This is a genomic window from Mesorhizobium sp. P170090, assembly GCF_057786115.1.
The window spans coordinates 3,882,172-3,902,786 of record NZ_JBYNWH010000001.1 but is presented as its reverse complement, the minus strand read 5'-3'; the positions used below and the strand labels follow the sequence as shown (position 1 = coordinate 3,902,786).

The following is a 20,615-nucleotide window of genomic DNA, read 5'->3' as shown; positions in this document are numbered from 1 at the left end:
CACCAAAACTCTATCCACCGTCCATCGGGCAGCGGATGGGCGCCTTGTGGTTGGGCGGGTGTGAATCTCGCCCGTGTAAGAACCTCCGCCGTATAGCATGAGATTTTCCTACTCCATGATCTCGTTATTCCTGCATCGAGGGGGAATGAGGCTTAGAATAGCGGCCTTTCTCCCCGATGCCTATTCATCCAATCCTTAATCGCAGAATCGGCAGCCACAGAGCGAGAATACTAGTAATCGGCGGCTTCGAAGCCGCTACGCCCGGCCAACCCAGCATCGCCATGACAGCGTCTGGCTTGTGGGTAGTCAGAATCGCACCCTGTGCTCTGGCGAAATCACCAGCCTTGAAACGGCACCCTCGTTTGGGGCGGCGGCCCGGCGTCTCGCCTGCGGCGTCGCCATGCTGACGCTCCTTCGGCGCCGGTTAGCTGATTTCACGGTCACGAACTTGCTTCGGCAACGAAATCGATTTCTTCCCGACTACGACGACTGACATGGAGATGCGCAGTTAGCGAGCATGAATGGTCTCTGCGAATTCCTCGGTCTCGATGAGCCAACGGCATGCGCGTCAGCATCGGCCCGGCATGGTCAGGATCGATCCAAGGTTCCCTTGCCATATCCGTCCAGTGGCCATCTCACGTCGTAACGGTCAGATCCTTGGCATGCCTTTTGGTCGCAGTGTTCGCCTCTGCCGGCAATGCGGAAGAGAGCGTTGGGAGCCCGGTAACCGCGACAGCCGCGGCGCTCGACGATCTCAAAGACGAAACCTTCGCTGTAAGTTGTAGAGCTGGAGCACGCTCTACACCGTGGATGGGGCAGCCGCGCTCGCTCCGAGACCATTAGGTCGAAATAGTCGTCGGCCTGTGGCTGAGACCCGATCGCGCTGTTTTACCGTTCGGGATCGGGACAATTGAGAGGCGAAAGCTGTGACAATGGAAAGCCCGCCACCGTGAGCCAGACCAGAAAACTCGTATTTTAGCACCGACGAAACAAAGCTCGCTATTCTGCGTTGAGGCTCGTCGAACAACGGAGCTTCACGAATGGATCCGGCAACTGCAGCTGTGATGATTTTGCTTTCTTGCAGTCCCGCCCAGGGAGTCTGCAAGCCACTCGATACATCACCGTCCATGTTCGGATCCCTTGACACATGCCAGTTGGCGTTATCCGTGAGGCTCGAGGGCGCTCCCAACGGGGAGATCGTGGGGCGATGCAGTTCGATCGATCCCTCCGCTACAGGTTCCGTTCCAGCCGGGTATAGCACGATTGTCGTCACGCGGGGCACAGGGGCGGGTGCGGTGAGCAGTCGCTACATCGTGCCACACAAAAACTGAAGCCAGCCACCGTCAGGCAGCCGGCTATTCATTCTCGACCGGACAATTAGAGGCCTTGCCCTCCCTCTATGAAGCCATACTCGGCATCGGCGGCTTCGCGCTCGTCGTCCGCTTCGCCATGGTCGTCGCCTTCCCTGTCATCGGTCCCGGTGACTTCGATGTCACCGGCCAGACAGGGTTCGAGATCCGGGTCGGGCTCTACGAAGTCGAGCAGCTACATCAGGCGTTCTTCATCTTCGATCGAGCGACGGACCGCCATGTCCGAAAGGCAGAGGTTCGTGGCTGGATAGCGAAGAATCGCACACGGCTTTCCTTCATTTGCATGGTCCGCAGAGATTAGCATTATCGCCTACTCTCATCTCGTCCGGCGTCGCTCCCTCAAAGCAGCGCCGGTAAGGCTCGGCGCCCTTCTTGGTTTCTCCCCGTATGTCAAAAGGAGGTCGCCGGGCCTTACCAGGCCCCGCTGCTCATCGCTTGCGGGGTGTCCTGACGGCTGAGCTTGGCCCCGTGGCCTAACGGCCAGAACCAAACGTTCCGAAAAGCCTTCCTAGGCTGGGCGGCAGCCGAAGGGCTGCACAAGAGGGATCGTCAGACCGCTCCTGGCGCACCACAGCGACACCACCAAGCTGTAAGTCAGGTCCATCGGCCCTGCTGATGAGTGCCCTTGGACAGATGGATTGCGTTTGCCACGAAAAAGGAATCGTACCGGCCCGTTCTCAGCACGTCAGCCGGAACGGGCCATGGGCAGAAGCAGCCGACTAGCTAAAATCGCAAGACGATCGAAGGACCACGTCGGCGATAGCACCGGACCCGACGGCGCCCGTGTCGCCAGTAACTACGGCAAACTCTTCTCCAGCCCCGCCGGCGGCGGCGGCGCCGGTGGTAGTAATCTGGGTCGTAGTCTGGGTCGTAATCTTGGTCGTAGTAGCGCCGATGGTTGACCGGCTCCACTTCCGCGTGAGTACCTTCGTTGTCGAAGGCGTCTGGCGCGTCGAGTTCTTCGAGAATGCCGCTTTTGGCCGCTGGAACACCGGCCAATGCGTTGATAGGCCGGACCGCGCTTGCAAAGGCTGCTGCCCCTGCAACGCCAAATATCGCTGTCAAAAAGGATCGCCGATCCATAGTAAACCTCCCAAGTTACATGAGCTGAACGAAGCGCCCCGCCTGCTGAAGGAGCAGGCCCAGCGCACGGTAAAATAGAGGATTCGCCAGCCGCTCAAGCAACTCGCGAATCCTATCAGCGCAGGAAGGGACCTGGCTGCGCCGATCCAAGACATGTCAGCTAAGGACGACCGCCATTACCAGAAAGGTAACGGCTGTTGCAAAAATCGGTGCGAGCAACCATCGCGCCTGGCCAACACTTTGATCCATTTGTTCTCTCCCGTTGTGGAGAACCAACAACCTGAAGCCCTAATCCGTTCCGCCTAGTCCAAAGGTAAGACCATTGCGTTGTACGGTCGGACTTTAGACCAATCGGATTAGACAAAGGTGCGTAGGCGGGAACGTTTACCCCGGTTCAAAGTTGGTTGCCGGGCAGTGCGGGACGATGATCGTCGTGTGCCGGTCCTTGCAGGAGAGAAGATATGAAGATGCACTTCGTGAACACCGCCGCAGCCATGTTGCTCTTGGCGGGGATCGGCTCCGCCGCCGCTGACGACATTATCATCCAGCCGGAACAGGACACGGTCATCCGTGAGTATGTCAAGAAGCAGCCCTTGGCTTCGGTGAACCTTCCCGGCGTGGAATTGAACGTCGGGACAGCTCTGCCGGAAACTGTTGAGATCCACGAGGTCCCGAACGTCAAATACCGTTACGTGGTGGTCGACAACCGCACGGTCCTGGTCGATCCGGGCACCCGCAAGATCGTGAAAGTTTACGACTGAGATTTCGAACGAACCCACGCTCGCCACCCTTGGGTGGCGAGTGTGTGCATTCAAACGATACTCAGCCGGACAAATTCAAATTGCCACTCAGCCGGACAATGAACATGACGAACCCTGAACTCGAGAGGACGCAAGCCCTGGCTGCCCGCTTGGCTGATCTCCAAGCAAGAATGCAGGCAGCACGTCTTGTTGGAGCCGAGGTAACAACCGTCCGAAAGGTTGCAGCCACAATCGATGACGGCTTGCGACAGGCCGGCCTCACACCGTTAGAAATCGCAGAAGGTCAAGAGGAACAGTTTAGCGTTACTAAATGTTCGACTGGCTATGGACAGCCGAACCTTCCTCTCAGCAGATCAAGTCAGAGCAGCACGAGCCCTACTGAACTGGCCGCGTGTGCGACTTGCCGCCAAGGCCAATCTTAGCGAAATGGTGATCAGCGATCTTGAGAACGGATTCAGGAAGCCGCGTCCCCACAACATCGCCGCCATCCGCAAAGCGTTTGAGGATGCCGGAATCGTTTTCACCGTCCAAGGCACTCCATCGCTAGCCCGCTCAGAAGGTGATAGCGGCCTAGCCGCCGATAATAGACGGTGGCGGGGCCGGGAGAAAAAAGGATAGCGGGGAAAAGCCCGTGTACCCACTGCACCCGATCTCTAAAGCGGCCGCTAACAAGGGCGGTTGTTCACTGACTTTGTGCTGGCGCTCACCTTTCTAAGGTGCCGCTCGAATATGGCCAGCTTCTCTTGGTAGCCGATCCGCACTCTGGACCTGCAACTATCGCATTTGAAACCGGCAATCGTTTCAGCCAGGATCCCCTTCTCACCATAGCGCGTGAACAGGAGGGGCATTGGAATTCTAAAGGTACGTCGCGAAGTTCATTTGATAGAGGCGCTGTGCATGTTCTCCTCAGCGGCACGGCCACTGCAACAAAGTAGAAGGAGAAATGTTTCCGGCTTCGGCCATTTACGCGGAGCAATCAGACCTAAGTCCAAATGCTGAAGGGGGCAGGCAAGCTGTTCCTTGCCCTTCGATCCGGATCGTCTCCGTGGCCTCACCATACTCGGCCGTAGCTCAAAGGCTCGTATCACCGGCCAGAACGCGCAGTTCATCCAGTGGAATGGGCCAGGACCGGCAAAGCCTCGCGACCGAACTTCTCGAGATTAGACGGATCCGTTGGCCTTCCGCAGAGGCCATGGCATAAGATTCGAGCTCGATCAGCTGTCTTCCTTGCCCTTCTCTATAACGCGGACCAGCCATTCTCAGCAGGCTTCGGCCACTCCACACTGTCTGAGTGTGTGTTCTGAACTGTGCCGCCCATCGCAGTTCCCTCCACCTCCAATAGGCTAATTACGGATTATAAGACCTGGGGAATCGATCTCTCAAGGTGGAATCCGCATTAGCGCTGGATGTTGCATCGCGGCGCGGAGGGGTTTTATTAGCTCCCCCTCATCTTGACGCTGGCGCCGGCTGCTCCAAAGTCTTGGGCATGGCTCGGGGAAGTATCAAAGTTGGCGACGAGGTCGCAGTCACGGCGATTGTGCGCGGCCGGGTGACGCCCGATCGCATAAGCGTGACGATCCCCTCCTACGACTTCCCGCATTCTGTTGTCGATTCGACTTCGAAGGCTGTAATTGGCCAGCATATGGAATTGATCGGCCCTGTCACACGCATCGACGGGGACAAGGTAACCGTCAGCCTCCGGCCATTGGTGACTGTCGACGCCGAGCACGTGCGCCTTGTCGAAAGACATGTGGCGCTTCCACGCGGGCGAAAAAAGTCGCTGGTTGACAAGGCTTAAACTTCGTTGCCGACCCCAGGAACAGCCCACTGAAACTTTCTCCTTCACATCGGCTCTGGTCGCCTCCCGCTAGCTGCCGGCGCGTTGCGATATCGGCACAGTAGACGGGTTGGCATTTCCGAACTTTCCGCCATGTCGTCGCGATGACGTTGGCGAAGGCGCTTCAGCAGATCGCGTGAGGCTTGGATCGCCCTGCGCGATTGATCCATGTTCTGGCGAAACGTGGCGCGTTCCTCCATGGACTTCTGCCACTTCAGCAAGGTGGCCGTAGTCGCAGTAGCGGCTTGGGCGATTTCTATGGGCGTTGCAACCATCGCATTCTCCCTAAAAAGGCAATGGTAAACGCAATCTTTATAGGCCCAACGAAACCCTTCTCCAATTAAAAACGACCATACGGCATACGGCAAAATGGCTATTCGTCGGGGCGCTCGACGGCAGCTTCGTCGACCTCGGCTTCCATGTCTCGTCGTTGACGGTCTTGGTCTTGCCAAAACCGTCCATCGCCACACCGTCAAAGCCCTGCAGCCACGCGTCGGCATGTTCCTGCCAGTAAGCTGGCACCTCACGCTCCTTGCCATCCTTGCGCGCTTAGGCGCCGTACATCCAGGCGTAGGTGGCGCGTTCCTGATCTTTCTTAGGCATGGCCATTTGCATCATCCTCCCGGAATCCAGCAGCCTTGCGTGCCGCAGCTTCTCTTCGCCTTTTCCTAAGAAAGGAGAGGGTCTGTGGACAGCTGTGGCTCTATCCGGCTGTAAGTTGCCAGACCGCTACGCTGGCGAGGGCAAGGCCCGCTGCGCCTTCGATTGCTCGCGATATGGTATCGAACAGCCGTGGCCTGCTGTCGAAAAAATGCACCAGGCGCTCCCGAAACAAGATCGACAGTACCGCCACGCTGGACAGCGTTAGGGCCACGCCCACCATCATGGTGATTGCGAACAGAATTCCAGCTCCCGGCACCCCTCTGGAAATCGCGAAGGTCATGACAAAAAGGGTCAGCGGGCACGGAATCAAACCGGCCATGACTCCAACGGCCTCGCCCTCATGCTTGTGATGGTGCCGTGGCTCACCGAACGCCAAAGCATCCAGACGCCGATCAGCCCGAGCAGACCGCGACTCACACCCTCAAGCAGTGGTGCGCGTCCAACGCTGCCCAATGCAATCGAGACGAGCGGCAGGGAGAATACGGCGATCAGCACCGCTGTCGCCACGTGAGTGAAGGACAGCGTAATCGACACCAGGAGGCCGCGCGAAACCTTCGCATCCGAACCTGCAAGGTAAGTCGCCAAGACAGCCTTACTGTGGCCGGGCGTCAGAGCATGTGCCGCACCGAACAGGAGGCCCATCGGCAGAAAGGCAAGGAACGCAAGCCAATCACCGCCAACTGACAGCAGCTTTATCTGATCTGCGAGCGCCAGGTATATGGAGCGCTGAAATTCGACAAGCGCCTGGAACATCAGCCGAGACCGGCAAAAGCGAGTGGTTTCCGGCAGTTGTCAGTGCTGGTGGCCGTGATGTTCGCCCTGATCATGAGAGTGCGGATGCTCGTGCTCACCTTGGTCGGTCGAAAACCGGATGTTGGCAGCTGCGAGCGCCGGCATGTGTTCGAACAGTTCGTTCTCCAGCGCCGCCGTGATCTTGTTTGCCTCTGAGAGAGGCAAGGTTCCGTCGGCTGCAATAGCGATGTCGGCATGCAACTTGTGGCCAATCCAGCGGGCCTTGGCGTCGACAACGCGAGCACCCTGCACATGCGCAGCGGCATGCTGAATTTCGGCCATCACGCCCGGCTCGACGCCGTCGAGCATGCGGGTGAGCACTGAGCGCGCCGATTGCCAGACGATACCGAATATAGCGACCGTGATGAGAAGCCCGATGATCGGGTCGGCCAGTGGAAATCCGAGCCAGACGCCCATGGCGCCGATGACCACTGCAAGGCTGGTAAGCCCGTCGGTGCGGGCATGGTAGCCGTCGGCGACGAGCGCCGCACTGTTGATTTCCCTGCCGATACGGATGCGAAACACCGCGACGGCCTCATTCCCGAGGAAGCCGACAATGCCCGCCGCGGTCAGCCAACCGAGATGAGTCACTGCCTGCGGACTGACCAGGCGCTCGATAGCCTGGTACCCGGCGACGATGGCGCTGAACAGAATGATCAGCACGATAATGATACCGGCCAGATCCTCTACCCTGCCAAGGCCGTAGCTGAAGGTCCGTGACGGCTTGCGTCGTGCCAGCATGAATGCGATCCAGAGCGGAATGGCGGTTGTGGTGTCGCCTATGTTGTGGATCGTATCGGCCAACAGCGCCACGCTGCGTGACACCAACACCACGGCCATCTGCAATGCCGCCGTCATGGCCAAGATGACGAACGACCATTTGACGGCCCAGATGCCGCGGTCAGTGGTTGCAATCGTTGCGTCGATGACCCCGTGCGTATGGCCGTGCGAGCCATCGTCATGAGCATGCGCGTCATGATCATGTGACCCGAAGCCGAACCAATCCAAGACGCGTGCGCCGATACTGGTCATAGGTATTTCGCCAGTTGCTTGAGCTCTGCCAGCGAGTTGCCTCCCGCTTCCGTGTCGATCAGACAATGTTCGATATGATCGTGGATCAGTTCTCGCTTTGCGCTGCTGATGGCGCTCTCCACTGCATGGAGTTGCTGCGCCAGGTCCAGGCAGGATCGCTGCGCCTCGAACATGCCAAGCACGGATGCAAGATGCCCCTGTGCGCGCTTTAAGCGCTTCACGATAGCCGGATGAGAACTATGGATGCCTTCGGACATGCCCACCGGTATCCCCCCAGGGAGGATGCGTCAAGTATGATGTGAGGGCAGATCGGCTCTTGATCAGCCACCCCGCAGAGCGTGTATCCATGGCGCTGAATGGTTCCGGAAATTGGAATCTGGGCTTGAAAGGGCTTGCCCCTGTGCAATACAGGAACCAGCCATTAAACCTACCAACTCAATGAACCGTCCAACTTCGATGGGGTCAGTTCACGACCGGGCCTTTCTTTGCGTGGTGAAACTGAAGAAGCCCGTCGGTCGGATCAGCGGGCTTTGTGATGGATGGCCCGCGCCGGCTTCCGAGGCTGCGCGGGCCGACCATGACGAGTGAGGGACGCATCTTGGTCACCGGCCGGACCGCTGAAGACCGAGCCGGGTGTGACCGAACTGCCTTGGAGCGGGAATGTTCCCGGCTGACGCAAAAAGCCCGCCAGCATGAGCCGGCGGGCAATCGATCTGGAGTAGCTGGACTCATCCAGCATAGTTCAACGACGGCGGAAGGTTCGGTAGCAACCCGCGCTCGTCGCTCCCCAAGGATCCAGGGAGCAGCGAGTTGGTGCCCTGCGAGCGCGACACAGAAACTTCGCCGCGCCATGAAAGGACGGCGTGGAGCGCGCAAGCTCTGCAACAAGCTGCCGGCGCTCTGGGAGGTCTGTCCGCTTTTCGGATTGCCAGTGCCAGTCCAGACCAGCACCCTGCCTGGTGAGCGTAATCCCGCAATTGCCTGCGCTTAAGGCGGCGTAGGGCCGCCCATTTGGCGAGACTGGACTTCTAGACTGGAAGCCACCAATTCCTGCACCGCTTCGGGAACGGCCAACGGCACCATCTGCGCCGGATAGGGGCCGTCGATCCAGCCGTTCGCGGAGCGCTCGCTATCAGTTTGGCCGTTCAGGCTAGCCATTCGCGCCACTTCGCAGAAAGCCTCCCGGTTGGGCCTTATGCGGCACGTCCCAACCGAAATAAACCATGGCCGGCTAGGACGACGTCTGGAGAAACTGTTGCTCTCTCGTCGGCGTCTTCGAAAACGCTGTGATTATCGCCTCGAGCGATACATTCAAGGCGTTGGAAAAGGTCCTTCCCCTCTGCCAAATCGCCACGTAGTGATAGAGCGCGGACGGTTCCACTGGCCTTACTCCCAGCTGAAACGCCGCGTACTCACGTGCGATGATCTCGTTTGTGATCGAAATGCCCAGGCCAGCCGAAACGTATCCGGCTTCGTGACCGTTGCAATCGAATTCCACCAGTATGTCCGGCTCAACGCCGGCGAAGCGCAAGGCATTGAAGTTCATCTGGTGGGCGGCAAACTGGGGATCGATATCGACGATCGTTTCGCCTGCCAGGTCTTGCGCCTCGATACAGGTCTGTTTTGAAAAGCGGTGGTCGGGATGAAAAATGCATACGTTTCGTGCCGACCCAAGCGGCGCCCATTCAAACAAGCCTGGATCCAGAGGCAGTCTCGAAATTCCAAGATCGGCGCGGCCGGCCAGGATGTGTTCGCCGATCTGCTCGTAGCTTCCAGAAATCGACCGGACATTCGAAGCGGTCTTTGAGCGGATAATCGCCACGACCTTGGGCAAGGTCACGAAACCGAAAACAGAGGGCGCGGCAATCGCAATCCGCTGCTTTTCCTCGTTCTTCATAGCGAAGATCGACGCGTCCAGGCGATCCAGCGACGTCAGGGCCAGTTCTACGTTTCGCAGGAGTTCCCAGGCTTCCTGCAAGGGGACGATGCGGTTGGCTGATCTCTTGAAGAGTGTGATGCCGAGCGTGGTCTCAAGCTGCTTCACATGTTGACTGACGGCCGGCTGGCTTATCCCGAGCGCAGCCGCCGCCCGCCTAGTCGAACCGGCCCGCAACACTTCCCGGAAGACCTTCAGCTGACGGAGCTTGAGGTCGCTCTGCAACAACTCCATTCCCTGCGCGCCTTTCCCTGATAACCACCCGGCGGCAGACAACGCCAACCTGGGGAGCAACGAACTGCCTCAGTATATAACGACGCGTTATAGATAAAATAATAAAAGTTATAGATTGAGTGTGTAATATTAAGCGTTAGAATTGGCCAGTATCTCAAATTAACTGCACATTAGAAATATAACAACTCGCAACCTTGGGTTATATGGCTTGGTCTCGGCAATAAAGACCGGCGTATCCTGCGGCAATTGCGAGCCGAGGAAAGCGCCCCATGGGTGGTTTTACTACTCAGTTTGTTGTCGCACTTACCGTGACCATAAGCCTGGCTCTTGTCAGCGGCTGCCTGGGTACGGCATTCGGGCTGTTTTTGGCGATTTCGAAGGGCACGGCAAAGCCGCGCCTCAACGCGGTCGTGGCCGCCTACACCACAGTCGTCCGTGGTGTACCAGAACTTCTCGTTATCCTGCTCATCTACTTCGGCGGAACCACGCTCGCCAGCAAGATCGCCGGCCGGTATGTCGAGGTGAACGCATTCACCGCAGGGGTTATCGCGCTCTCGGTCATTTTCAGCGGTTATGCGACCGAAGTGTTTCGCGGCGCGATTGCGGCAGTGCCAGCGGGCCAAACCGAAGCGGCAAAGTCGCTTGGGCTGAACGCCTGGCAGCGCTGGATGTTCGTCATCGGTCCGCAGATGCTGCGGCTGGCGCTGCCTGCCTATGGCAATCTCTGGATTTCGCTCTTCAAGGATACCGCACTGGTTTCGATCGTCGGCCTGACCGACATCATGCGCGTTGCGTATGTGGGGGCCGGATCCTTGCGCGCACCATTGACCTTCTACCTTGCGGCCTCCGCTCTCTATCTGTCGCTGACCACCGTCACGTTGCTGTCGATCCGGCTGACTGAGCGGCGCTATCCGGCTCTCGGCCGGTAGGAGGGAAGGCCCATGAACCTCGGCTTGATATTTGACGCACTGGTTGTCTTGCCCTCGGGCATCGGTCTTACATTGATCCTGACGGTGTTGTCGCTGACGGCCGGATTTCTTCTGTCCGTGCCGCTGGCCTTCATGCGCGCTTTCGGACGCCCCGGCCTCTCGCTCGCAGTGCTCTCATACACCTATGTGATCCGCGGAACGCCGATGCTTGTTCAGCTCTTCCTGCTCTATTACGGCCTCGCTCAGATCGAGGCGGTGCGGGCCAGCATCTTCTGGGTGATCCTGCGCGACCCCTTTTGGTGCGCCCTTCTGACATTTTCGCTGAACAGCGCGGCACACACCACCGAAATCCTGTGCCGTGGTCTCCAGTCCGTGCCTAAGGGTGTCACCGAGGCGGCCACGTCTCTGGGCTTGAAACGCTTCCAGATCGCTCGCCTGGTCACCTTCCCGATCGCTTTCAGGATATCGCTCCCGGCCTACGGCAACGAGATCGTCGGGATGATCAAGGGCTCGTCCCTGGCCAGCACCGTGACGCTTCTCGAGATCACCGGGATGGCGAGACAGATGGTGTCGACCACGTTCGCGCCGTACGAGATCTTCGTCGTCGCCGGAGCGATCTACCTATCGCTCACCTCGATCGCGGTGAAAGCGATCCAGTTGCTGGAGCGATGGCTCTCGGGCGACGGCCATCCGGTGCGTCGACGAAAGGCGCGATTGCGCCCCGCCCTACCTGATCCAGAGATCACGACGCCCCTGCCCTGACGCCGCAGGTTCTGGGCTCCCTCCATCACAAACCAAAGAAGAGGTGCATCATGCGCATACCCCTGGCTATTGCTGTTTCTGTCGCATCCCTGATGTCGGCATTCCCCGCTGGCGCCGAAAGCGCGCGCGTCATATCGATCGCCTCCGAAGGCGCCTCGCCTCCCTGGGACAGCACCGACGCGAACGGTCAACTCTATGGCTACGATATCGATGTCGGACTGGAACTGTGCCGTCGCATCGAGATCAAATGTACCTTCGTCCCGCAGGATTGGGACGGGATCATCCCGGCACTGCTTGTCGGCAAGTTCGACGTCATCATGTCCGGCATGGCGATCACGGAAAAACGCAAGCAGTCGATCGCGTTCTCGATCCCCTACGCCACCGGCTTCAACCAGTTCGTTGTGCGCAAGGACCTGGGCCTCGACGCCGGCGACATCAAGCAGAAGGTCAACCTTTCGACCATCGGCGACAAGGAAAAGGCGACCATCGAGCGCCTCAGATCGACACTCGCCGGCAGGGCGATCGGGGCCCTGCGCTCGTCGAATTCGGAAGCAGTGGTGAAGGAAATGCTGGGCGATGTCGTGACCATCCGCAGTTATGACAGCCAGGACAACATGAAGCTCGATCTTGCTGCAGGTCGCATCGACGGCGGTCTGGCCGACTATTTCACGTGGCGAGATTTTCTGGAGACGCCTTCCGGCTCGGATGTGGTGTTTTTCGGCCCTGAACTGAATGGCGGGCTCTGGGGGCCGGGCGTCGGCGCAGGTCTGCGCAAAGACGATACGGAGTTGCTCGCCAGGTTCAACGCGGCCATCGACGCGGCCACCAAGGATGGGACGATCAAGGCGCTGAGCCTGAAATGGTTCAAAAGCGATATCTCGCCTGCAGTCGCGCAATAGGCAGCAACCGACTTCGACATTGACGTGGCGCCGGCCGGAATGCCAGCGCCCTCCCCTCCTTCAAGGCGAGCCCCATGAAAGACCAGTTCTGCGCGGTCGTTACCGGCCAATCCCTGATCAAGCACGATATCCGTGACATCAAAGACGAACGCTTCATCGCGGTTACGGACTTCCTGCGACAAGGCGACGTCGTCTTCACCAACTTCGAGTCGACGATCCTGGGCAAGCACGGCGGGTGGCCGACCAAGGGCAAATACTTCGGATATTCCAGGGCTGAAGTGCTCGACGCATTGCAGGCGAACGGTTTCAACGCGCTTGCGCTCGCAAACAACCACGCCTTCGATCTCGGCGTTGGCGGCATCCTGTCGACGCTGGAGGAGGTGGAAGCGCGGGGCTTCCTCCATGCCGGCATCGGGGCCGACGAGACGGATGCGAGGAAACCGGGCCGCCGCCAGCTGGGCGCGCGCGAGGTCGCACTTCTTGCGATGGATGCAGGCCCTGGCCCGACCAACATGTATGCCGAAGACCGTACGGCCTTCCGGCCGGCTCGGCCGGGCGTCAATCGCCTGAGCACCGTTCGCAAGATGGGGGTGCCGGACGGACATTTCAGCAGACTGGCAAGGCTGGGCGCCCATTTGCAAAGCTCCCCGTTTGAACTGGCCAACTATGCGCAACCGGAGGACCCGGTAGAGGTGGCAGCCGGCAAGGAGATCAATTTCTACGGCACCGTGTTCACGCAAGCCGCCGATTTCGGCCGCCTCATCGAAGTCGACCAGCAGAGCGCAGCCATCCATCTGTCCGCCATCCGGCACGCCGCGGCACAAGGCGATTTCGTCATTGCCTATCTGCACCACCATCATTGGGAACCAGGTTGGCAGAACGTGCCGCGCTGGGTGCAGGCCTTTGCCAGGATGTGCATCGACGCCGGCGCCAACCTGTTCGTCAGCCACGGTGCTCCGGTGCTGCAGGCAGTGGAAATCTACAATGGCTCGCCGATCTTCTACGGCCTCGGAAATTTCTTTTTCCACGTCCACCCGAAGGAAACCGAATGGGATCCACCGGAAGTCTGGCAAAGCATCGTCGCGGCCTGCCGCTATGATGGGAGCGGAAACCTCGCAGGAATAGACCTCCTGCCCGTCGTGATCGGCGCGAAAGCTCAGTCTCTCGGATCAGCAACGGGCAGATTGGTACCCGTCGCCGTCGCTGGAAGCGCGGCGCGAGACATCCTCGAGGGATTCGCGACCCGATCGCGGGCGTTCGGCGTCGAAATCGAAGTGTCCCCGACTTGCGGCCGCATCGCCCTGCCCGCTGCACGAAAATTCGGCTGACGGCCCGACCGACCGCTCACACCGTCTTGCATTCCGCCGGCGGGGACTCGCCGCCCGTCTCGCTATCTGCCTTTGTGTCTAGCTGGGCCAGTTCTTCTCCTAACGCCGCGATCAGGGACGAGACGCGACCGCGCACACGCGGCGGAAGTTTCACTAGCCCTTCAATCAGTCGCCGACCCTCCGCGCTGGCAATGAAATCCAGGCGCTCATCGACCGGCAGGGGCCGCGCCTCGACGCGGGTTTCATCGTTTCCCGGCAGGCCTTCAAAGAAGCGGCCGACAGGAACGCCGAGCGAACTGGCGATCTCGTAGAGCATCGACGCGCTCACGCGATTGCGCGCGTTCTCGTATTTCTGCAGCTGCTGGAAACTGATGCCGATGGATCGGGCAAGCTGGGCTTGCGATACGTCCGATTGGACGCGAACCGTCGCAATCTGCCTGCCGACATGCTGATCGGCGGGATGCGGGTCGCTTTCGATCTTCGGCTTCGGCCCCGTCCGAAGGAGGACTGAGCGTTGCGGTTTCAACAAGGCCTTTCGATCCTCCATTAGTCAGCCGGACAGAGAGTCTGTCGCCACGCGCCGGGCTCTCCGCACCGATGTGATCTGCAGGTCGACTCGCCATTTTATATACCTTATGGGGTGCAAAATGACCCTATTGGTGGCAAAGAAAATCTGCCTGCCGATTGTGGCCTCATGGTCAGTCCACGACAAATTCGAGCCGCACGAGCTTTGCTTGGTTGGTCGCAGCAGGAGCTTGCGGACAAGGCAATCGTGTCGCTGAACGCTCTGACCCGGTTGGAAAACGGCAAGGTAGATTCCCGGATCAGCACTTTGCAGGCCATTGAGGCGGCCCTGATAAAGGCGGGTGTCGAATTCTTATCCGCTGGTCAAAAGGGTGAAGGTGTTCGGCTCTTAGATCCTCAGGCTTGAATGTCCCGTTGGCGGAAGGACAGGTTCTCGCAGCTGCAACCGCCACAACTACCCTCCGGCGGGTGACGAGAGGCAAAGTCGTGGTATTGTCGGAATCAGCCATGATCCGAGTTTCCTGAAGCTTGGTTGTGGTCAGGCTGGGATGACTCCCCGACGCACGTCCTCAGCCGAGTCCAAATGTGAGCCCCTGCTCCTATGAAACTTTGGAAGCAGAAAAACTATGTGAGCTATTTCATATCACATGAGCCATAAGTGATCAACTTGAAATTAGATGATATGAAAGAAATTATGGGCGCCCAGATCAGAGGAGCGCGAGGATTAATACGTTGGAGTGCCGAAGATTTGGCCGATGCGGCGAGCGTGGGAGTAGCCACAGTTAGGCGCGCAGAAGCTGCGGATGGCGTCCCTCCAATCACAATAGCAAATCGGAATGCGATCCGTGGTGCCCTGGAAAGGGCGGGCATCGAGTTCATTTCGGAAAACGGCGGTGGCGCTGGCGTGCGCTTGGCCAAACGGCAATAGCGAACAACGCGCAGCTTCGAGCGATCGTCTAAATCTCATCGCCGACGTCCCGCTTGCTTTTTGCACTAGGTGCGGCCATCCGCACAGGTGACATTGAACGACTGAAAAGGGGCCGAAAGGGGACTGTCAGCTTCTAAGCACGAATTTTCACAAGCGGACTTTCATGCCGCAATGGAATCGACCTGACAGGGCGCAATCCAAGCCCTAGCCAGGGAACAGGAATGCCGAGGCAGGATCGAAGAAAATGCGTTGACCCGGTGCGATGGCGCTGTCCGCTTCCTCTGCATCGGAGGTTGGCCTGACGTCGATATCTTCTCCGGCCGCCGTGCGCGCCACGATGCGCCGGCGGTCGCCGAAGAAGGCGGTATCGACGATCTCGACGCCGAGTGCTGCGCTCGCTGGCCCGGGCGTCAGGCGGAAGGCTTCGGGGCGTACCATCAGGCGCACCTTTTGACCTTGACCAAAGGATGTTGTCGTCTTTACGCCGGTCACGATCGAGCCGTCGGCCAGGCGGACCGTCGACGCGCCACCTGCGGTTAGCAGATGCTCGGCCGGCAGGAAATTCGAGTTGCCGATGAAGCCGGCGACAAACTCGCTCGCCGGCCGGAGGTAAAGATCCTCACCGGTGCCGATCTGTTCGATACGGCCTTCCCTGAACAGAGCGATGCGATCCGAAAGATGCAGCGCCTCCTCCTGGTCATGCGTGACATAGAGGATCGTGACGCCTGTCTCGCGGTGGATGCGGCGGATCTCGGCCTGGATCTCCTGGCGCAACTTCTTGTCGAGTGCCGACAGCGGTTCGTCCATCAAGAGGATCGGTGGGTCGTAGGCCAGCGCGCGTGCAAGCGCCACGCGCTGCTGCTGGCCGCCAGACAGCGCGCCCGGATGGCGGTCGGCGAAGTTTTCGAGGCGCACCAGCGCCAGCATGTCGGCAACCTTGCGCTTGACCTCACCGTCGGGCCGGCGGCGCACGCGCAGCGGAAAGGCGACGTTCTCGGCGACGCTCAGATGCGGAAAAAGGGTGTAGCGCTGGAACACCATGCCGATGTTGCGCTTGTGCGACGGCACCGAAAGCAGCGATCTGTCCTCCAGGAGCACATCGCCCGAGCTCGGATCCTGGAAACCGGCGATGGCGTACAGCGTGGTCGACTTGCCGGAGCCCGACGGGCCGAGGAACGTCAGGAACTCGCCCTTGGGCACATCGACGGTGACGTCGTGGACGGCGACGAAGGCACCGAACGTCTTTCTTACTGCGCGTATGGACAGGAAGGGAGGGATCATCTGGTCAATTTTCTGCGAAGGAGTGCGGTCACGATCATCAGGCACAAGGTCAAGCCGACAAGCAGGCTGGAGGCGGCGGCGACGACCGGGCTGAGGTCGGCGCGCAGGCTGCCCCAGATTTTCACCGGCAAGGTTTGCAAGCTCGGGCTCGCCATGAAGATCGCCACCACGACCTCGTCCCATGAGGCCAGGAAAGAGAAGATCGCCGCCGAGAAGATGCCGATCCTGATCGACGGCAAGGTGATCCTAAGCCTCGCCTGCAGCGGGCTGGCGCCGCAGACGATGGCCGCGTCCTCGATGGATTTGTCAAAACCCTCGAGCGCGGCCGTGATCGGAATGATGGCGAAAGGCAGCGCCAAGATGGTGTGGGCGATGACGAAGCCGACCGTGGTGCCGGCAAGGCCGATGCGCAGGAAGAAGGCGTAGATGGCGATGGCGAAAACGACCACCGGCAGCACCATCGGCGTCAACAGCAAGCCGCGCAGGACCTGGCGTCCGCGAAACTCACCCATGACCAGGCTGAAGGAGGCGAACAGGCCGATGATGACGGCGAGGATAGCGGCCATGGCGGCAATTCGGGCACTGGTCAGAGCGGCATCGATCCAGGTCGGGTCGCCCAGTAATTGCTGATACCATTTCAGCGTCCAGCCGGGTGGCGGAAAGGCCAGCCAGCGCGACGAGCCGAATGACAGGAGCACGATGAAGACCACCGGCAGCAGCAGGAAAGCCGTGACGGCCGCCGTGAAGCCGCCAAGCACCATCCGCAGCCATCCGAGCCGTTCATAGTCGAGCAGCATGTCAGGTCCCTCCCCCGGCGCGCCTGGCCCCAACCAGGCGAAACTGGATCGCGTAGAGCGCCATGGTGACGGCAAGCAGGACAAAGGCGGCCGCACTGCCGAGCCCCCAGTTGAGCAGCGACTGCACCGTCTGGGCGATCATCTCGGCCAGCATCATGTTCGATGTGCCACCGAGCAGGGCCGGGGTGACGAAGTAGCCAAGCGACATGACGAAGACCATCAGGCCGCCAGCAGCGACGCCGGGAAGCGACAGCGGCAAGAGGATGCGGCGGAAGGCCTCGAACGCGCTTGCGCCGCAAAGGGCTGCCGCGCGCAGCGTCATCGGGTCTATCGACCTCAGTGTGCCGACCAGCGGCAGTATCATGAAGGGCAGCATGATGTAGACCATGCCGATGGTGACGCCGGCCAGATTGTTGATGAGCGGCAGCGGTTCGTGAATGATGCCCAGGCCCATCAGTGCCCGGTTAATGACACCGGTGCGCTGCAGCAGCACCATCCACGCATAGGTGCGGGTAAGAAGGTTCGTCCACATAGACAGGATGATGATGCCGAAGACGATCGAGCCCAGGGCGGGCGGCATGATCGCCAGCATCCAGGCGACGGGGAACGCCACCAGGATGGTGACGGCGGTTACGACCGATGCAACCAGAAAGGTGTTGAGGAACACCCGCACATAGGTGCCGCTGCCGAACAGCGCCGCGTAGTTCTGTAAGCCCGGTTCGGGATCGGTGACGCTGCGCAGCAGCAGGGCGACCACCGGCACGATAAAGAACAGCCCGACCAGGAACAGGGCCGGCAAGGCGCTGCCACTGCCGGTCGGCAGGCCGACGATCGAGCCGCGTCTAGGAGAATTTCCTTGCATCGAGCGGTCCTGTCTCGAAACGGGGCGCGCAAGCCGCGCCCCGTCGGTCTGCAACGGTGTTACTTGGTCTGCCAGGCATACCAGCGCGTCGCGATCTCGTCGCGATGCTCGGCCCAGTAGTTCATGTCCAGGTTGATCTGGCCCTCGACATGGGCATCTGGCAGGGCCTTGACGGAATCGGCCGGCATCTCCGCCTTGGCCTTGGTGTTGATGGGCGCATAGCCGCTTGCTTCGGCGAATTTCGCTTGGCCGGTCGGGCTGGTGGCGGCGGCAAGGAACTTCATCGCGCTGGCCTTGTTCTTGGTACCCTTCGGCACGACGAGCACGTCGGCGGCGGTGAGGTTCTGGTTCCAGGAGACGCCGACATCGGTGCCGTCCTGCTGAAGGGCGAAGACGCGCCCGTTCCACAATTGCCCGAAGGCGGCCTCGCCGGAGGCGATCAACTGCTGCGACTCGGCGCCGCCGCCCCACCAGACGATGTCGGACTTGATGGTGTCGAGCTTCTTGAAGGCACGGGCGAGGTCGAGCGGATAGAGCTTGTCCGCCGGCACGCCGTCGGCCAGCAGAGCGATCTCGATCACGCCCGGCGCCGACCATTTGTAGAAGGTCCGCTTGCCGGGAAACTTCTTGGTGTCGAACATGTCGGCCCAGCCGGCCGGTTCGCTCGCGACCGCGCCCTTGTTCCAGGCGAGCACGAAGGAATAGTAGAAGCTGCCGACGGCATGCTCATTGCTGAAGCGCGGGTCGAGATCGGTCTTGGGCACGACCGCATAGTCGATCGGCTCGAGCAGTCCGTCCTTGGCGGCCTTGATGGCGAAATCCATCTCCACGTCGACGACATCCCAGGTGACGTTGCCGGCGTCGACCATGGCCTTGAGCTTGCCGTAGTCGGTCGGTCCATCCTGCAAAACCTTGATGCTGGAGCTGGCCTCGAAGGGGGCGGCCCAGGACTTGGTCTGCGCCTCCTGCGTGGTGCCGCCCCAGCTGGTGAACGCCATCTCATCGGCCTTGGCGGCTGTCGCCGCGAGCAGTCCGGCCAGCAGGCCGGTCAAAATCAATTTCATTGTCATTCTCCTCTGTTGGTCTGTTCTTGTTTTTCTCAGTGCACCTGCGTCCTGCGCAACTCAGCGCATGACGAAGGGATCGGGGATCGGCTCGTCCGAGGTGTTGATCCATACGGATTTCGAGCGCGTGTAGTCTCTGATGGCGTCGAGACCGCCTTCGCGGCCGAGGCCCGACAGACCGTAGCCGCCGAACGGAACGAGCGGCGATACGGCGCGATAGGTGTTGACCCAGACAACGCCGGCATGGATGTCGCGCGCCATGCGATGCGCCTTGCCGAGATTGCTGGTGAACACGCCGGAAGCCAGGCCGAACGGAGTGTCATTGGCGAGTGCCAGCGCCTGCGCTTCGCTGTCGAAGGCAAGCACGCTGAGCACCGGTCCGAACAATTCCTCCCGCACGCAGGGCAGGTCGCTGCCGCCGGCATCGATGATGGTCGGTGCGTAGTAGAAGCCGCTGCCGACTGGCCGTGTTCCACCGGTGACCAGCATGCCGCCCGCGGTGAGGCTTTCCGCGACAACCTTCTCGATCCAGTCGCGCTGCCGCAGCGTGGCGAGCGGACCCATTTCGGTCGCCGGATCCTGCGGATCGCCGATGCGAATCGCCTCGGCCTTGCGCTTCAGGCGAGCGAGGAATTCATCCTTCACCGAACGTTCAACCAGCAGCCGCGAGCCGGCGACGCAGCTCTGGCCGGTCGCCGCGAAAATGCCGGCGACCACCGCATTGGCGGCACTGTCGAGGTCGGCGTCGGCAAAGACGACGACCGGGCTTTTGCCACCGAGTTCGAGCGTGGTGTAGGCAAGGTTTTCCGCCGTGTTCCTGACGACGGCGCGCGCCGTCGACGGACCGCCGGTGAAGGCGACGCGCGAAACCAGCGGATGGCTGGTCAGGCGCCGGCCGCAATCATGGCCAAAGCCGGTGAGGATGTTGACGACACCGGCTGGAAAGCCGGCCTCATGAACCAATTCGGCAAAGGCAAGCAGCGGCGCCGGCCCATCTTCGGAGGCCTTGAGCACGATGGTGCAGCCGGCGGCGAGCGCCGGGCCGAGCTTGACGGCCGAGAGGAAGAGCTGCGAATTCCACGGCACCACCGCGGCAACGACGCCGATCGGTTCGCTGCGTATGGTGACGTCGAGATCCGCCTTGTCAACAGGCACATGCGTGCCTTCATGCTTGTCGGCAAGCCCGCCATAATAGCGGTAGTAGTCGCCGACATAGGCGATCTGGGCGCGGGTTTCGCGGATGATCTTGCCGGTGTCGCGCGTCTCGAGTTCTGCAAGGCGCCCGACATTGGCGGCGACGAGGTCGCCGAGCTTGACCAGCAGTTTTCCACGCGCTGTCGCAGTCATCCTTCGCCATAGGTCTGAGCGCAGTGCGCGGTGCGCCGCCCCGACGGCACGGTCGACATCGGCTTCGCTCGCCGCCGGCATCCTGGCCCAGGCCGTCCCGGCCGATGGGTCGACGCTGTCGAACGTGGCGGACGGCTCGTCGAAGCGGCCGTCGATGAAGTTCCTGAAAACAGCGTCGGTCATGG

At 60.4% G+C, this 20,615-nt stretch carries 21 protein-coding genes and 1 pseudogene; 10 read left to right on the top strand and 12 right to left on the bottom strand.

Annotated features, from left to right (window positions below; all coding sequences use genetic code 11):
- The first annotated feature begins 1,386 nt into the window (after window positions 1-1,386).
- The 4 genes from AC3EML_RS18825 to AC3EML_RS18810 all read left to right on the top strand — a co-directional run bounded on the left by AC3EML_RS18825 (window position 1,387) and on the right by AC3EML_RS18810 (window position 3,832).
- The gene (locus AC3EML_RS18825; RefSeq protein WP_352520239.1) at window positions 1,387-1,671 is read left to right on the top strand and encodes a hypothetical protein; all 285 of its coding nucleotides are present in this window, start codon (window positions 1,387-1,389) and stop codon (window positions 1,669-1,671) included.
- A 593-nt stretch (window positions 1,672-2,264) separates the two neighbouring features.
- Window positions 2,265-2,531 (top strand): hypothetical protein, encoded by a 267-nt coding sequence (locus tag AC3EML_RS18820; protein WP_155923348.1) that lies wholly within the window; start codon window positions 2,265-2,267, stop codon window positions 2,529-2,531.
- A gap of 383 nt (window positions 2,532-2,914) precedes the next feature.
- On the top strand, window positions 2,915-3,214 hold the full coding sequence (locus AC3EML_RS18815) for a DUF1236 domain-containing protein (protein ID WP_023669226.1): 300 nt from the start codon (window positions 2,915-2,917) through the stop codon (window positions 3,212-3,214).
- A 324-nt stretch (window positions 3,215-3,538) separates the two neighbouring features.
- Complete coding sequence (locus AC3EML_RS18810; protein ID WP_081726963.1) at window positions 3,539-3,832, top strand: helix-turn-helix domain-containing protein; 294 nt, start codon at window positions 3,539-3,541, stop codon at window positions 3,830-3,832.
- Window positions 3,833-4,649: 817 nt separating this feature from the next.
- Here the strand turns inward: AC3EML_RS18810 and AC3EML_RS18805 are convergent.
- The 6 genes and pseudogenes from AC3EML_RS18805 to AC3EML_RS18780 form a co-directional block, all read right to left on the bottom strand.
- Window positions 4,650-4,964, bottom strand: coding sequence for a hypothetical protein (locus tag AC3EML_RS18805; protein ID WP_352557313.1), 315 nt, complete (start codon window positions 4,962-4,964; stop codon window positions 4,650-4,652).
- Between the two features lie 92 nt (window positions 4,965-5,056).
- On the bottom strand, window positions 5,057-5,326 hold the full coding sequence (locus tag AC3EML_RS18800; protein WP_023824750.1) for a hypothetical protein: 270 nt from the start codon (window positions 5,324-5,326) through the stop codon (window positions 5,057-5,059).
- 428 nt (window positions 5,327-5,754) lie between these two features.
- Window positions 5,755-6,467: pseudogene (locus tag AC3EML_RS18795) on the bottom strand (HoxN/HupN/NixA family nickel/cobalt transporter).
- A gap of 39 nt (window positions 6,468-6,506) precedes the next feature.
- A complete protein-coding gene (locus tag AC3EML_RS18790; RefSeq protein ID WP_023684829.1) occupies window positions 6,507-7,538 on the bottom strand; it encodes a cation diffusion facilitator family transporter in 1,032 nt (343 codons plus the stop codon).
- The gene (locus AC3EML_RS18785) at window positions 7,535-7,795 is read right to left on the bottom strand and encodes a metal-sensing transcriptional repressor (protein ID WP_023684828.1); all 261 of its coding nucleotides are present in this window, start codon (window positions 7,793-7,795) and stop codon (window positions 7,535-7,537) included. The genes AC3EML_RS18790 and AC3EML_RS18785 overlap by 4 nt, the downstream gene beginning before the upstream one ends.
- Before the next feature lie 974 nt (window positions 7,796-8,769).
- Window positions 8,770-9,708 carry a LysR family transcriptional regulator gene (locus AC3EML_RS18780; protein ID WP_352462401.1) on the bottom strand — a complete coding sequence of 313 codons (939 nt, stop codon included), beginning with the start codon at window positions 9,706-9,708 and terminating at the stop codon, window positions 8,770-8,772.
- 269 nt (window positions 9,709-9,977) lie between these two features.
- Between AC3EML_RS18780 and AC3EML_RS18775 the strand changes: the two genes are divergently transcribed.
- The 4 genes from AC3EML_RS18775 to AC3EML_RS18760 all read left to right on the top strand — a co-directional run bounded on the left by AC3EML_RS18775 (window position 9,978) and on the right by AC3EML_RS18760 (window position 13,626).
- On the top strand, window positions 9,978-10,637 hold the full coding sequence (locus tag AC3EML_RS18775) for an ABC transporter permease (RefSeq protein ID WP_023683618.1): 660 nt from the start codon (window positions 9,978-9,980) through the stop codon (window positions 10,635-10,637).
- 12 nt (window positions 10,638-10,649) lie between these two features.
- Entirely contained in the window at window positions 10,650-11,399 is a 750-nt protein-coding gene (locus tag AC3EML_RS18770) for an ABC transporter permease (RefSeq protein WP_023731781.1), read from the top strand.
- A gap of 50 nt (window positions 11,400-11,449) precedes the next feature.
- Window positions 11,450-12,298 carry a transporter substrate-binding domain-containing protein gene (locus tag AC3EML_RS18765; RefSeq protein ID WP_023829978.1) on the top strand — a complete coding sequence of 283 codons (849 nt, stop codon included), beginning with the start codon at window positions 11,450-11,452 and terminating at the stop codon, window positions 12,296-12,298.
- Window positions 12,299-12,372: 74 nt separating this feature from the next.
- Window positions 12,373-13,626: a CapA family protein gene (locus tag AC3EML_RS18760; RefSeq protein WP_352522218.1), complete on the top strand. Its 1,254-nt coding sequence runs from the start codon at window positions 12,373-12,375 to the stop codon at window positions 13,624-13,626.
- Between the two features lie 16 nt (window positions 13,627-13,642).
- Here the strand turns inward: AC3EML_RS18760 and AC3EML_RS18755 are convergent, their stop codons facing one another.
- Complete coding sequence (locus tag AC3EML_RS18755; RefSeq protein WP_245260152.1) at window positions 13,643-14,155, bottom strand: helix-turn-helix domain-containing protein; 513 nt, start codon at window positions 14,153-14,155, stop codon at window positions 13,643-13,645.
- A gap of 165 nt (window positions 14,156-14,320) precedes the next feature.
- On the opposite strand from AC3EML_RS18755, the gene AC3EML_RS18750 reads away from it, so the two are divergent.
- On the top strand, window positions 14,321-14,557 hold the full coding sequence (locus AC3EML_RS18750) for a helix-turn-helix domain-containing protein (RefSeq protein ID WP_023716174.1): 237 nt from the start codon (window positions 14,321-14,323) through the stop codon (window positions 14,555-14,557).
- A gap of 276 nt (window positions 14,558-14,833) precedes the next feature.
- The gene (locus AC3EML_RS18745; RefSeq protein WP_023804518.1) at window positions 14,834-15,079 is read left to right on the top strand and encodes a hypothetical protein; all 246 of its coding nucleotides are present in this window, start codon (window positions 14,834-14,836) and stop codon (window positions 15,077-15,079) included.
- A 204-nt stretch (window positions 15,080-15,283) separates the two neighbouring features.
- On the opposite strand, the gene AC3EML_RS18740 is transcribed toward AC3EML_RS18745, so the two are convergent.
- From AC3EML_RS18740 to AC3EML_RS18720, 5 genes are read right to left on the bottom strand one after another with little or no spacing between them, the layout of a single operon-like run.
- Window positions 15,284-16,360, bottom strand: coding sequence for an ABC transporter ATP-binding protein (locus AC3EML_RS18740; protein WP_023716175.1), 1,077 nt, complete (start codon window positions 16,358-16,360; stop codon window positions 15,284-15,286).
- The gene (locus AC3EML_RS18735) at window positions 16,357-17,157 is read right to left on the bottom strand and encodes an ABC transporter permease (RefSeq protein WP_352522217.1); all 801 of its coding nucleotides are present in this window, start codon (window positions 17,155-17,157) and stop codon (window positions 16,357-16,359) included. Before AC3EML_RS18735 ends, AC3EML_RS18740 begins: the two co-directional genes overlap by 4 nt.
- Window position 17,158: 1 nt before the next feature.
- The gene (locus tag AC3EML_RS18730; protein ID WP_023829979.1) at window positions 17,159-18,019 is read right to left on the bottom strand and encodes an ABC transporter permease; all 861 of its coding nucleotides are present in this window, start codon (window positions 18,017-18,019) and stop codon (window positions 17,159-17,161) included.
- A gap of 59 nt (window positions 18,020-18,078) precedes the next feature.
- Entirely contained in the window at window positions 18,079-19,083 is a 1,005-nt protein-coding gene (locus AC3EML_RS18725; protein ID WP_023716178.1) for an ABC transporter substrate-binding protein, read from the bottom strand.
- Between the two features lie 60 nt (window positions 19,084-19,143).
- Entirely contained in the window at window positions 19,144-20,613 is a 1,470-nt protein-coding gene (locus AC3EML_RS18720; protein ID WP_023825145.1) for an aldehyde dehydrogenase, read from the bottom strand.
- Window positions 20,614-20,615: the final 2 nt, after the last annotated feature.